Below are 12,322 nucleotides of genomic sequence, written 5' to 3'. Positions count from 1 at the left end.
CTCAGGGCGTGCCGAGGATGAGGCCCAGCGTTGCCACCGCCTGGGCGTCTCCGCCCTCGGCGAGCGTCGGGGGCAGCTCCAGGTATACCGGCGCCTCGATCTTCCCGCGGCACGCGCGCGAGCCCTCGTAGCGGGTGCCCGTGAACCGCAGCTCGTAGCTACAGGCGGCCACGGTGCCGGAGAACTCCTTCGGGGTCAGCTTGAAGCGCGAGAGACCGCCGCCGAGCATGCCCACGGCCTCCAGACCGCCACCTGCCTGGGGGTTCAACCGCAGCCGCGTGGGCTGGTCTCCAACGATGCCAGCCACCTGGTCGCCCTCGATGTCCAGGTTCACCACCCGGCCAAAGGCCCGGCCGCGGACCGCGTCGGACGAGCGATAGAGCTGAACATCCGGGCTCGCGACACTGTCGCCCTTCACGGTGGCCGAGATCGCTTCCCCAGGGGTGTGCAGAAAGATGTCCTGGCCCTTGGCCGCACCCGCCGTGGTCCAGACGAGCAGGCCCGCTGTCAGGACACCGCCCATGCTCAAAGCCAACAGAGGTCTCATGCCAGAAAGGTAGTCCCCGCGCTCCTCGCGGACAGCTCGCCGCGTGCGGGATCTCGGGCGCTGCCCGGGGCTCCTCGCTATGCTGGGGCTCTCAAATCGGGCGGCAGGGCCGGCGCCGCGGAGGCAGTGACGGATGGCCGAGTCCTCTCAGGGCGTGGAGCGCGAGCAGCACGACGGTGTCCCGCTGAGTCAGGTGCCTATCGGCCTCATCATCCGAGGCATGGTGGCCATCCTCTTCGCGGTGGGGCTCGTCGGCGGCCTGCATGGCTACCTGGGGCTGCGGCTGTTGGCGGAGCCGAAGCTCGGGCAGCCGTGGACGGCGCTCGGCTTCGGGGCGCTGGCGCTGCTCTTCTTCTCCATCCCCCTGGGCTTCGCCGCCTCTCGCCGCAGGCCCACGCTGCTGAACCGGGCGCTGTACTGGACGGCCATGTTGTGGCTGGGCACGTTCGGGTTGCTGCTCACGGCGGTGCTGACCGCGGATGTCATCTGCGCGGTGTGGGGCCTGCTGGGCCCGGCTCCCGAGGCGCTGGCGCTGGCTCGGGGCAAGGCGCTGGGCGTGGTGGCGGTGGTGGTGCCGGCGCTCGCCTTCGCGTTCCTCACGGCGCGGGGCCGGGCGCGCGTGGAGCGGCTGAAGATCCCCGTGAAGCAGCTGGGCCCGGGGCTGCACGGGGTGCGCGTGGTGCAGATCTCCGACATCCACATCGGCCCCACGTTGGATCGGCACTTCCTGCGGCGCGTGGTGGAGCAAGTGAACGCGCTCGAGCCGGACATCGTCGCGGTGACGGGAGATCTCGTGGACGGCAGTGTGCGCACGCTCCGCGAGGAGGTGGCGCCGCTGTCCGAGCTGCGCGCGAAGCTCGGCGTCTACTACGTCACCGGCAACCACGAGTACTACCACGGGGGCGCCGCGTGGGCCGCCGAGGTGGCTCGGCTGGGGCTCACCGTGCTGCACAACGAGCACCGCGTCGTCGAGCGCTCGGAGGCGCGGCTCGTGGTGGCCGGGGTGACGGACCATGAGGGCGGGCGGATGGATCCGGCGCACGCGTGCCGGCCGGACCTGGCCTTCGCGGGAGCTCCGGAGGGAGTGCCTCGGCTGCTGCTGGCGCACCAGCCGCGCACGGCGTTCCTGGCCAAGGGGCTGGGCGTGGACCTGCAGCTCTCCGGGCACACGCACGGCGGACAGCTGTTCCCCTTCATGTTCTTCGTGAAGCTCCAGCAGCCCGTCATCCGGGGGCTGGCGAACATCGCCGGCATTCGCGTGTACACCAGCCGCGGCACTGGCTACTGGGGGCCGCCGCTGCGCCTGGGGCCCGCGCCCGAGATCACCGAGCTGACACTCGTGACGGAGTGAGCACTCCAGATACAGAAGCGGGTCTTTGTGTATTCTCCGCTTTGGGCTCATGCCGGTGTTCTTAGCTCCCCGATGCTCTATTCCGTGGGCTCCTCTTCGACAGGGCGATTTCTATGAGGCCCTACGGGGTAGTCCTGCTTGGAGTTCTGGCTTGTGCGAGCGAGCCGAGCAGGCCCAGTGAACCCGAGAACTATGGGCGTAAGGGGAAAGAGGTATGGGTGAATGGCCCCTGGCCAGCAATCAATGCCTCCCGTGATGTCGATGAGGTTGTTGATCAACTCTGCCCTGCCATCATGAAGTTGCCCTGGGCTGCTTGGCGCGACTACGGTCAGGAGTACTGCGGCGCCATCTATTCACTCGGGGATGGCGTCTACTTCGCGAGCTACCCTTCTCCTCTGGGGCCAACGATCCTTGTGGGGCCGGCAAAGCGGAAGCAGTGTCAACCGCCCCGGGTTGTGAATGATGCGCGTGGACAGCCCGTTTATTGGGCGGATTACCACAGTCACCCGTGGGCCCCTTCGGAAATGACAGATGACGACAAACGCGCAAATCTCCAACTGTTTCATATCAGAATTCAATTTGATACGGATTGCACTGTGATGAAACTGATTCCCTATTTGAACGAAGACCGCCCCGGAGAGATGTATGTGAGGCGGGGAAAGGAATGGGTGCTCACTGGGTATATAGAGCCAGGGAACAAGAAGTCCGGAATCGTAACACCGGTGGGTGAATAGCGCCATGGCCGCATATCGCCACGAGTTGCCCCCTTACCTCATTAGGACAGGGAACTCCATGAAGCACACACCGCTCCTGTTGCTCTGCCTCTCTCTCCCCGCTTGCGGGTGGGTACACCTTCATCAACATCCCGCTCATGCTCTCGTGGAGGGCCAGAGTCCTCCGGTTCATGCTTCACCAGCGGAAGCAGCCCAGGTGAAGTTCCCAGCGCAATTCCCCAGAGAGGGGCTCCATGAGATTTCGGGTTTGATAGCGACTGCGATCCAACTGGCCATGGATGATTTTCGTCCCCCGGGAAGCAAGCCACATGCTGGAGCGACGCCGATCGAACAGTGCCTGTATCGGCGACAGTCATTCGATGTAATGGCTGCACCAGGACCAGATGGGGTCGTCTTCGTCCGCTTTGTCTTCAACCCCGATGCATGCACCGAGGAAGAAAGGGCGGTGGTTCTAGATATGGGTGCCACCTACGCCGTTGACGTTCGTCAATGGCGCATCCTTGCCGTTCAGCAATAGCGCGGAGGTTGCCCCAGGTGTCATCCGAATCACTTCACTCCACAGGTCGGGTGCTGATCCAGCGTTCGATTGTTCTCTGGGGCATGTAGGTTTCTCCAGCCTTCGATTGATTCACGCCGTGTGAGGCGCTTACTCTCTGGGTGTGTCCGGACCGCCCTTCTCAGATGCTGACTCGCAGGATTCAGGCACCCACACTGTGAGCCGGGAGCCTCCGAGGCTCCGCCGCAGGGCGTTGCTGCCCGAGCGCGAGGGCTTGCCGTGTGGCCCGGAGCTGGGAACCTTCCCGCTGCGAAGAGCCTCCTGGGAGCCTTCCACCGCAGCGACTCTGCCTACGGTGCTGGTTGTCGCCGAGGCGGCCGCCGTGCGCAACGCCGTGGCGCGTGAGCTGGCCCGGCACTTCGAGCTGCTCAACGCCACCCGCTTCGACTCCGCTGTCCGTAAGCTCTCCGCTCAGCCCTCGCTCGCGGCGATCATCGTCGATCTGGAGATGAGGGACGAGCGAGGCGCGCCGTGGTTCCTCGCCCGGCTGATGGAGCACGCCTACGAAGGCCCGCGCATCCTGCTCTCCAGCGCGCTGGCGCGTGAGGACGCATCCTCCATGCGCCGAGGCTCCGTGAGCCACTTCACCTTCGCGCGGCCCTGGAACCCCGGCGAACTGCGCTCCCATCTCTCCACGGCCCTTGGGGTCTCCGGGCTCCCGTCGCGCTTGCAGGACATGTGAGCGAGAGGGCTCGGGCGCGAGGAGCGAGCCGGAGCCGCTCGATTCCCTGTCCTGCCTCCAGCCGACCGGCATCAGGCTCCTCGGCTGCTCGCTCCTGTCCCGCTTCCCCTCATCGTCAGGAGTGCAGACGCTTCCCAGGAGTGCCGTGCGCGGCGGGCTCGCTCCGGGAGACTCACCCCAGGAGCAGCCTCGCGAGCAAGGGGAGGCGAGCATGCAGAGCACCAACGTCCTGGATCAGCACCGCAAGGTCCTCGGCATCCTCTATCTCGTGTTCGGAGGGCTGTGGGCCATCGCAGGCATCGCGTTGCTGGCCGTAGTCCTGGCCGTGGCCCTGCCCGAGGTGCGGACCGGGCAGGAGCGAGCCGTCATCCTGCTGGTGGGCGGAGCCGGAGGGCTGCTGCTGCTGGGGATGGCGGCGGTGGGAGTCATGGGCGGCACCGGAATGCTGCGGCGCCGGGCCTGGGCGAAGGTGCCCACGCTGATCGTCGGCATGCTGGGCCTGCTCCACGTTCCGATCGGCACGGCCGTGGGGGTCTACACGCTCTGGTTCTGGCTCCAGCCGAACGCCCCCCGGCTCTTCTTCCCCCAGGCCTTCGAGCCTCAGGGCCCCGAGCTCGGGGGACCTGGCTTCCGGCGTCCGGTGGCCACCTGAGCACCGGGGGGGGCCGGGGTGCTTCACGGGAGCTCGGACGCTGGAAATGACACGGGGCTCCCGCTGGGATGAGTCGGGAGCCCCATGATGAACGGCTGAAGTGGGGGATGAAGGCTTCAACCGCGATAGGTGATCCTCAGTGAGCCCATCCGTATCGGGTGCTCCAGGATCGTGAGAACACTTCATCCGCATTCTCGGAGCCAGAGCCCCACAAGTTGCGTAGGGGGGCATTTTTCCCACCTTTTTTCACTCGGGCTCAGGCTGAATCTGGACTGGGTGGGGTTCAGCGCGTCTGGCCGTCGTGCTTCTGCACGTAGATGCGGCGGTTGAGCCGGTCCTGCTGGCGCTCGACCTTGGCGCGCTCGGCGGGGGTGAGGTGACCGCCATTGGCGGCGCGATCCTCGCGGACCTCCTGCTTGATGGCCTGGTGCTGCGCCTCGAGCCGCGTGGCCTCGGCCTGAGTCAGCTCGCCGCTCTTCTCGCCCTGGACGATGCGCGCCTGCTGCTTCGCCTGCCGGCGGTCGGCCCGCGCCGCATCGGCCGGAGACGCCATCATCACACCCACCACCACCGCGACAGCCAGAGAGATGCTCTTCACCATGATTGTTCTCCTCGGGTTGCTGCCGGCCGTGCCGGCATCGTCTGTGCCGAGATGAACCCGAGCCCCTCGCGGAAGTTGCGGGGAACTCTCCCGGAGAGCCCCGGCGGCAATTTCCCCTGGAAGTCCCAAAGGTTGGCGGCCGCGCGGGACGGCCGGCCCGGGAGCCCGCCGCGCGTGCTTGAACCGCGGGAGCGTCCGTCCCATGTTCCCGGCGTGAGCATGACCATCCCCCATCCCGACTTCACCGCCGAGCGCTTCACGCGGGCCCCGGACGCGCGCTTCGAGCCCGCGCCGGCCGACGGCGTCCTCCCCGAGGGCTTCTTCTCCACCACCAACCTGCCCACGTACGTGCGCGTGGGCGGGCGCTGGCGCATGCCGCGCGAGCCGCGCATGGACTGCGCGCTGGTGCTGGACGCGAACGGGGAGCTGTGGACGCGCGAGGGGCGGCGCGTGCGCGCGGGCGAGCAGGTGGCCATGGGGCAAGCGGAGGACGGGAGCCAGGGCGTCTACGTGCACGCCTCGTGGCTGGCGGGCGGCGCCGAGGGCGAGTTCAAGTTCATGACGAGCGGGGTGTCGCGCGAGAAGCCCATCGACTACACGCGCATGGCTCGGCTGCTGGTGGAGGAGCGCCAGCGAGGCGGCTATCCGGTGTGGGTGACGGGGCCGGCGCTGGTGCACTCGCGGGCGCGCGCGGACATGACGTGGTTCATCGCCAACGGCTTCGTGGGCGCGCTGCTGGCGGGCAACGCGGTGGCGGTGCATGACATCGAGGCCTCCATCTTCGGCACCACCCTGGGCATGAGCGGCGCGGGCGAGGCGACCGCGGGCGGCCACGGCCTGCACATGCGCGCCATCAACCAGGTGCGCGCGGCGGGCTCCATCGCCCAGGCGGTGGAGCGGGGGGTGATCAAGGACGGCATCATGCACGCGTGCGTGGCGCACAAGGTGCCCTTCGTGCTGACGGGCTCCATCCGGGATGACGGGCCGCTGCCGGACGTGGTGACGGACAACCTGGCCGCGCAGGACGCCATGCGCCGCCACACCCTCAAGGCCACGCTGGCGGTGATGATCGCCACGGCGCTGCACGCCATCGCCACGGGCAACATGCTGCCCTCGTTCGTCACCGAGCCGGATGGTTCGCTCCGGGAGCTGGCGACCATCTGCGTGGACTCGTCCGAGTTCGTCGTCAGCAAGCTGAAGGATCGAGGCACGCACCAGGCCTTCGGCGTGGTCACCAACGCGCAGGACTTCCTGCACATCCTCCGCCTCTTCGTGGAGCGCGAGCTGAGTCGACCCGACCTGTAATTTTGGTGTGTCCTGGTGTGACTCTGGGTGAGGGTTGGGACTGGCGGGCTCCGGGGCGGGCTGGGAGCGGGTGTCTCCCCGTGCTACAAAAAAGCTCGATTCCCAGGGTGGCGCTGATCAACAAACGCCACGTCGCATCCGTGGAACTCCTCCCCCGCTGACGCCATGGCCAGGCTCGACCCCATCATCGAGAAGCTCTTCAAGGACTCCGGTCAGGAGTTGCTCATCGAGACCGGTGGCGGTGTGAACATGCGCACCCCCACCGGGCTCCAGCTGGTGCTGAAGCAGAACCTCACCACCCCGCAAATCCTCGGAGCGATCTCGGAGCTGGTGCCCGCCGAGCAGCGGGCCACCTTCCCGCCCGAGGGCACCACCGCCTTCCCCTACGCCGCGCCCGCCGGGCAGGTGCAGGTGACGCTGGAGAACATCCAGGGCCGCGTGAAGGTGTCCATGGTGCCCTTCACCGCGATCTCGCTGCCGCCCGCTCCGGAGGAGGAGAAGTTCGAGCTGGCCTCGCCGTACGAGATGCTCGAGCTGGCGGCCCAGGTCGTGGATCCGGCACCGGCCGCGCAGGAGGCGGCGCTCGAGCTCGACACCGGGCCGGCTCCTCACTGGTTGGATGAGTCTCCCGCCTCGGTGGCTCCCGCGCCGGTGGCTCCCGCGGCCCCCGCCGCTCCGGCCATACGCACTCCTCCGGCACGGCCCGCCACGATTCCGCCAGTGCCCACCGCCGCAGCGCATGCCGCGGTGCCGGCTGCCGCGCGTGCCGGTGGGCCCGCCACGCTTCCACCCGTGCCTGCGGCGGTTCCGGCTCCCACGGTGGTCCCGGCCGCTCCCGCTGGGCCCGCCACGCTTCCACCCGTGCCCGCTGCCGCGCCCGCTGTGGCTTCACCCGTGGTGGCCGCGCCTCTGACGGCGGCGCATCCCGCTCCGCACGTGCCAGCAGCTCCCGTGGGGCCGGCGACGATGCCTCCGGTGCCTGCCCCTGCCCCCGCCGCGGTTCCTGTTGCCGCGGCCATTCCGGTGGCTCCGTCCGCGCCAGCGACGATTCCTCCTGGGCCCGCCACCGCTGCGCCAGCCATTCCCACCGGCCCGGTGACTCAGCCTCCGGTGCCCGCCGCCGCCGCCGTGGCACCTGCCGCTGCTCTCACTCCCGCGCCCATTCCCGTCTCCGCGCCTGTGCTGGCGCTCGTCCCCGAGGCCTCCAGCCCCGCCGCTTCGAGCCCGGCCGTCGAAGAGATCGACGACCACTGGAAGGAGGCCCAGGCGCAGATGCTCGCCTTGATGGAGGCGATGCTGGCCCGTGGCGCCTCGGACCTGCACCTGTCGAGCGAGACGCTGCCGCACATGCGCATCGACGGCGACATGGTGCCCATCGAGGAGTACGGCCTCATCACCCCTGGGCGCCTCAAGGCGATGCTCTTCAGCATTGCTCCGGAGAAGAACCGGAGGCAGTGGGAGGAGCTCCAGGACACGGACTTCGCCTACGACACCTCGGCCGCGCGCTTCCGCGTCAACGTCTTCGAGGACCGCAATGGCATCGGCGCGGTGCTGCGGCAGATCCCCAAGAAGATCCGCACCGCGGAGGAGATCGGCCTGTCGCGGCACGTGCTGGACCTGTGCTTCCTCACCAAGGGGCTGGTGCTGGTGACGGGCCCCACGGGCAGCGGCAAGTCCACCACCCTGGCGGCGCTGATCGACTACGTCAACCGCCACCGCGAGGACCACATCATCACCATCGAGGACCCCATCGAGTTCGTTCACAAGAACAAGAGCTGCCTGGTGAACCAGCGCGAGGTGGGGATGCACACGCGCTCGTTCAAGAACGCGCTGCGCGCCGCGCTGCGAGAGGATCCGGACGTGGTGCTGGTGGGGGAGATGAGGGATCTGGAGACGATCGCCACCGCCATCGAGACGGCGGAGACGGGGCACCTGGTGTTCGGGACGCTGCACACCAACACGGCGGCGTCCACGGTGGACCGGATCATCGATCAGTTCCCCGCGGACCGTCAGCCGCAGATCCGGATGATGCTCTCCGAGTCCCTCAAGGGTGTGATCGCCCAGTCGTTGTGCAAGCGCATTGGAGGCGGGCGCGTGGCGGCGCAGGAGGTGCTGCTGTGCACGGGCTCGGTGTCCAACCTCATCCGTGAGGGGAAGACGTTCCAGATTCCCTCGGTGATGCAGACCTCGCGCGGGCAGGGGATGGTGACGCTCAATGACTCGCTGCTCGAGCTGGTGAAGAAGAAGGTCATCGAGCCGAACGAGGCGTTGAGCAAGTCGGTGGCTCGCGCCGAGATGCGCGCCATGCTGGAGCGCGCGGGCTTCAAGGCGGACACCCCGGCCGCGGCTGCGGCCTCGGGCCCGGCGGAGACCCCGGCGCCCGTGAAGTGAGACCCTCGGGGCGGAAGCGCTCGGAGCGCCTCCGCCCAGCCTCACGGCCTACGGCGAGCTCTTCACCACTGGCGCCGCGGCGCCCGGCTTCGTCCACTGATCCAGCCAGTCGAGCACCGTCTCGTGCCACAGCACGCTGTTGGCGGGCTTGAGCACCCAGTGGTTCTCGTCCGGGAAGTAGAGCAGCTTGGAGGGGATGCCCTTGCGCTGCAGCACGTTGAAGGTGCCCAGGCCCTGCGTCTCCACCACGCGGAAGTCCTGGCCGCCCTGCACCACCAGCATCGGCGTCTTCCACTTGCTCACGAACTCGACCGGGTTGTGCTTCGCGTACGCCTCCGGCTTGTCCCACGGCGTGCCGCGGTGCTCCCACTCCGGGAACCACAGCTCCTCGGTGTCGAAGTACCCCATCTGCTCGTTCAGGATGCCGTCGTGGTTCACCAGGCACTTGAACCGATCCGGCCAGTTCCCGGCGATCCAGTTGATCATGTACCCGCCATAGCTCGCGCCCAGCGCGCACACCCGCTCCTGGTGCAGGAACGGGTAGCGAGCCATCGCCGCCGCCAGCCCCTTCTGCAAGTCCTCCAGCGGCTTGCCACCCCAGTCATCCTGGATGGCGTCCGTGAACGCCTGCCCGTACCCCGTCGAGCCGTGGAAGTCGACGCTCACCACCGCGTAGCCATGCCCCGCGAACGCCTGCGGGTTCCATCGGTAGTGGAAGTGGTTGCTGTAGCTCCCCTGCGGCCCGCCGTGGATGAAGAAGGCCACCGGGTACTTCTTCTTCGGATCGAAATCGACGGGCTTCACCACGTAGCCGAACACCTTCTCCCCGTTCCAGCCGGGGAAGGTGAAGGTCTCGAAGTCGCCGAAGCGGATGGAGGCCAGCGCCTCCTGGTTCACGTGCGTGAGCTGGCGCGCGTCCGAGCCATCCACGTTGCTCGAGAACACGTCCGTGGGCGCCTTCAGCGTGTCGAACGCGTAGACGATGCGGCCCCCCGCCGCGGGCTGCACATCCGAGGCGTGGCCCTCGCGAGTCACCGGGCGCACCTCACCGCTGCCCACGTCGATGGCGAACACCGGGTGCTGCAGCTCGTTGTACGTGGTGGTGAACAGCGTCTTGCCATCCGCGCTCCAGGCGAGCGCCTCGGCGGAGCGGTCCCACTTGTCCGTGAGCACGCGCTCCTTGCCGTCCGGCCACGAGCGGAGGATGACGCGCAGGCGATCCGCCTCGAAGCCCGGGCGCGCCATGGCCAGGTACGCCAGCGTCTTGCCGTCCGGGCTGAACGCGGGCGAGGTGTCCGTGGCGCGGTTGCTGGTGGTGAGCTTGCGCGGCTGGCCCTGGCCGTCCGCGGAGGCGAGGAAGAGATCCAGATCCGTGCTCCACGACTCCTGGCGGCCCACGTCCCGAGCGGTGAAGACCACGCCCTTGCCATCCGGCGTGAAGGTGAACTCGTCCGGGCCGCCGAAGGGCTTGGTCGGGCTGTCCGCGTCCATGCCCTTCATCACGTCCACGGCCGGGCCGCCGGCCACGGGCACGACGAAGAGGTGCGAGCGCCGCCCATCCGCCCACGTGTCCCAGTGGCGGACGAAGAGCTTGTCGTAGACGCGGCCGGAGCTCTTGCTCTTGGCCTTGTCCGCCTGGCGCTGAGTCGTGCACTCCAGCGTGGCGCAGTCGGGGAAGACCTCCAGCGCCACCGCGAGCCTGGAGCCGTCGCGCGAGAGGGCGAAGGCGTTCACCTCGAGCGGGAGCTTCGTCACCTGCTGCGGCTCGCCGCCGTCGATGGGCAGGCGCCACACCTGCGAGGAGCCGCCTCGCGGAGAGAGGAAGAACAGGCTGTGGCCATCCGGCGCCCACACCGGCTGGCTGTCGCTGTCCGGGTGCGAGGTGAGCTGGCGCGCGCCGGAGCCGTCGGTGTTGACGAGCCACAGGTCATTGCGGCCGCGGTTGGCCTCCATGTCCGTGCTGCGCAGCACGTACGCGATGTGCTGGCCGTCAGGCGAGACGCGTGGCTCGCTGAGCCGGCGCATCGTCACCTGATCCTGGACGTTGTAGGGATGGGACGGGGCGGGGGCGGCGGTGAGCGCCAGGGCCGCCAGGAGCGACAGGGGCAAGGCTTCCTCCGAGTCGAAAGGACAGGGGTTCACGCGCCACGGCTGCTCGGGCGCGACGGCGCGCACGGTGCCCGCTTCGATCGCGGCTGTCCAGGCCCGTTCTGTCGCAGTCAGAAGCAGGCCGCTCCGTGATAAATGCGGGGCGATGCTGAGGACGGTGACGGCGACAAGGTACGTGACTCCGCTGCGAGAGGGGGGCTCCGTGCCCGCCATCGTCGAGGCGGAGGACTCGGGGCTCTACGTGCTCAAGTTCCGAGGCGCGGGGCAGGGGCTCAAGGCGCTCATCGCCGAGCTGGTCGCCGGGGAGCTGGCGCGCGTCATGGGGCTGCGCGTCCCGGAGCTGGTGTTGATGCACCTGGATCCGGTGCTCGGCCGCGCCGAGCCGGACGGAGAGATTCGAGATCTCATCAAGGCCAGCGGAGGGCTCAACCTGGCGCTGGACTACCTGCCGGGCTCCATCACGTTCGACCCCCTGGTGGGCCCCCCTCCGGCCGCCGAGGAGGCCTCGGACATCGTCTGCTTCGACTCCTATGTGACGAACGTGGACCGCACGCCCAAGAACCCGAACATGCTGCAGTGGCACAAGGCGCTGTGGCTCATCGACCACGGCGCCTCCATGTACTTCCACCACTCGTGGGCCGAGTACCTGGAGCGCAGCCGGACTCCCTTCGCTCCCATCAAGGACCACGTGCTGCTGCCCTGGGCCACGGCGCTGCGAGCCTCCGAGGCCACCCTGCGCGCGAGGCTGACGCCCGAGGTGCTGGAGCGCACGGTGGCGATGATTCCAGACGAGTGGCTGGGCTCGGAGGAGTCCTTCCCCTCGAGGGAAGCGCACCGGGCGGCCTACCTCGCGTGGCTGCGCGAGCGCCTGGAGGCATCCCCCCGCTTCATCGAGGAGGCCGAGCGTGCCCGCGCCCAGCTCGTTTGATTACGCCATCGTGCGCGTGGTGCCACGCGTGGAGCGGGGCGAGTTCATCAACGCCGGCATCATCCTCTTCTGTCTGACGCAGCGCTTCCTGGCGGCGAAGGTGGAGCTGGACGAGCAGCGCCTGCTGGCGCTCGAGCCCGACGTGGACGTGGCGCTGGTGCGCGGCCACCTGGAGGCCATCCCCCACCTCTGCGCGGGCGGCAGGAAGGCAGGGCCCATCGGTCAGCTTCCTCAGAAGGAGCGCTGGCACTGGCTGGTGGCGCCGCGCAGCACTATCATCCAGACCTCCCCCGTGCACTCCGGGCTGTGCGAGGACCCGGTAAAAGCCCTGGACCACTTGCTAGGTACGATGGTGCGCCTGCGACATAAGACGTCATGAGGGTGGACTTCCAGGGGCCTGCTCGCTAAGCCAGCGGTGTAGGGCGTGGGCTCCCTCTCTGCAGTCCCAGGCTCTCCAAACAGATGG

General features: G+C 68.4%; 11 protein-coding genes. 8 read left to right on the top strand and 3 right to left on the bottom strand.

All coding sequences use genetic code 11. The features are described 5' to 3' along the window. Window position 1 precedes the first annotated feature (1 nt). Window positions 2-547 carry a hypothetical protein gene (locus ACJ8AT_RS27795; RefSeq protein WP_407740907.1) on the bottom strand — a complete coding sequence of 182 codons (546 nt, stop codon included), beginning with the start codon at window positions 545-547 and terminating at the stop codon, window positions 2-4. Between the two features lie 133 nt (window positions 548-680). Here ACJ8AT_RS27795 and ACJ8AT_RS27790 point away from each other — a divergent pair, with 133 nt between their 5' ends. From ACJ8AT_RS27790 to ACJ8AT_RS27775, 4 genes are all read left to right on the top strand, one after another. After that, complete coding sequence (locus ACJ8AT_RS27790) at window positions 681-1,898, top strand: metallophosphoesterase (protein ID WP_407740906.1); 1,218 nt, start codon at window positions 681-683, stop codon at window positions 1,896-1,898. A 1,008-nt stretch (window positions 1,899-2,906) separates the two neighbouring features. Then, a complete protein-coding gene (locus ACJ8AT_RS27785) occupies window positions 2,907-3,149 on the top strand; it encodes a hypothetical protein (RefSeq protein ID WP_407740905.1) in 243 nt (80 codons plus the stop codon). Between the two features lie 334 nt (window positions 3,150-3,483). Further along, a complete protein-coding gene (locus tag ACJ8AT_RS27780; protein WP_407740904.1) occupies window positions 3,484-3,870 on the top strand; it encodes a hypothetical protein in 387 nt (128 codons plus the stop codon). Window positions 3,871-4,081: 211 nt separating this feature from the next. Further along, a complete protein-coding gene (locus ACJ8AT_RS27775) occupies window positions 4,082-4,522 on the top strand; it encodes a hypothetical protein (RefSeq protein ID WP_407740903.1) in 441 nt (146 codons plus the stop codon). 283 nt (window positions 4,523-4,805) lie between these two features. Here the strand turns inward: ACJ8AT_RS27775 and ACJ8AT_RS27770 are convergent, their stop codons facing one another. Then, window positions 4,806-5,123 (bottom strand): hypothetical protein, encoded by a 318-nt coding sequence (locus tag ACJ8AT_RS27770; RefSeq protein WP_407740902.1) that lies wholly within the window; start codon window positions 5,121-5,123, stop codon window positions 4,806-4,808. A 219-nt stretch (window positions 5,124-5,342) separates the two neighbouring features. On the opposite strand from ACJ8AT_RS27770, the gene ACJ8AT_RS27765 reads away from it, so the two are divergent. Both ACJ8AT_RS27765 and ACJ8AT_RS27760 read left to right on the top strand, forming a co-directional pair. Further along, complete coding sequence (locus tag ACJ8AT_RS27765; RefSeq protein WP_407740935.1) at window positions 5,343-6,428, top strand: hypothetical protein; 1,086 nt, start codon at window positions 5,343-5,345, stop codon at window positions 6,426-6,428. Window positions 6,429-6,593: 165 nt separating this feature from the next. Continuing rightward, a complete protein-coding gene (locus ACJ8AT_RS27760) occupies window positions 6,594-8,819 on the top strand; it encodes a type IV pilus twitching motility protein PilT (RefSeq protein ID WP_407740901.1) in 2,226 nt (741 codons plus the stop codon). A gap of 48 nt (window positions 8,820-8,867) precedes the next feature. On the opposite strand, the gene ACJ8AT_RS27755 is transcribed toward ACJ8AT_RS27760, so the two are convergent. Beyond that, window positions 8,868-10,928: a prolyl oligopeptidase family serine peptidase gene (locus ACJ8AT_RS27755; protein ID WP_407740900.1), complete on the bottom strand. Its 2,061-nt coding sequence runs from the start codon at window positions 10,926-10,928 to the stop codon at window positions 8,868-8,870. A gap of 145 nt (window positions 10,929-11,073) precedes the next feature. On the opposite strand from ACJ8AT_RS27755, the gene ACJ8AT_RS27750 reads away from it, so the two are divergent. Continuing rightward, the gene (locus ACJ8AT_RS27750) at window positions 11,074-11,856 is read left to right on the top strand and encodes a HipA family kinase (RefSeq protein WP_407740899.1); all 783 of its coding nucleotides are present in this window, start codon (window positions 11,074-11,076) and stop codon (window positions 11,854-11,856) included. After that, window positions 11,834-12,235, top strand: coding sequence for a DUF3037 domain-containing protein (locus ACJ8AT_RS27745; protein ID WP_407740898.1), 402 nt, complete (start codon window positions 11,834-11,836; stop codon window positions 12,233-12,235). The genes ACJ8AT_RS27750 and ACJ8AT_RS27745 overlap by 23 nt, the downstream gene beginning before the upstream one ends. Window positions 12,236-12,322 lie beyond the last annotated feature (87 nt).

Origin of the sequence: Hyalangium sp. (assembly GCF_045802625.1) — a bacterium.
In the GTDB taxonomy this organism is placed as follows: domain Bacteria; phylum Myxococcota; class Myxococcia; order Myxococcales; family Myxococcaceae; genus Hyalangium.
The sequence above is the reverse complement of the archived record's forward strand: the minus strand, read 5'-3'. Positions and strand labels throughout refer to the sequence as shown.

Coding starts and splice junctions, on each gene's coding strand:
- ACJ8AT_RS27795 (WP_407740907.1), bottom strand. CDS start 547: ATGAGACCTCTGTTGGCTTTGAGCATGGGCGGTGTCCTGACAGCGGGC.
- ACJ8AT_RS27790 (WP_407740906.1), top strand. CDS start 681: ATGGCCGAGTCCTCTCAGGGCGTGGAGCGCGAGCAGCACGACGGTGTC.
- ACJ8AT_RS27785 (WP_407740905.1), top strand. CDS start 2,907: ATGGATGATTTTCGTCCCCCGGGAAGCAAGCCACATGCTGGAGCGACG.
- ACJ8AT_RS27775 (WP_407740903.1), top strand. CDS start 4,082: ATGCAGAGCACCAACGTCCTGGATCAGCACCGCAAGGTCCTCGGCATC.
- ACJ8AT_RS27770 (WP_407740902.1), bottom strand. CDS start 5,123: ATGGTGAAGAGCATCTCTCTGGCTGTCGCGGTGGTGGTGGGTGTGATG.
- ACJ8AT_RS27765 (WP_407740935.1), top strand. CDS start 5,343: ATGACCATCCCCCATCCCGACTTCACCGCCGAGCGCTTCACGCGGGCC.
- ACJ8AT_RS27760 (WP_407740901.1), top strand. CDS start 6,594: ATGGCCAGGCTCGACCCCATCATCGAGAAGCTCTTCAAGGACTCCGGT.
- ACJ8AT_RS27750 (WP_407740899.1), top strand. CDS start 11,074: ATGCTGAGGACGGTGACGGCGACAAGGTACGTGACTCCGCTGCGAGAG.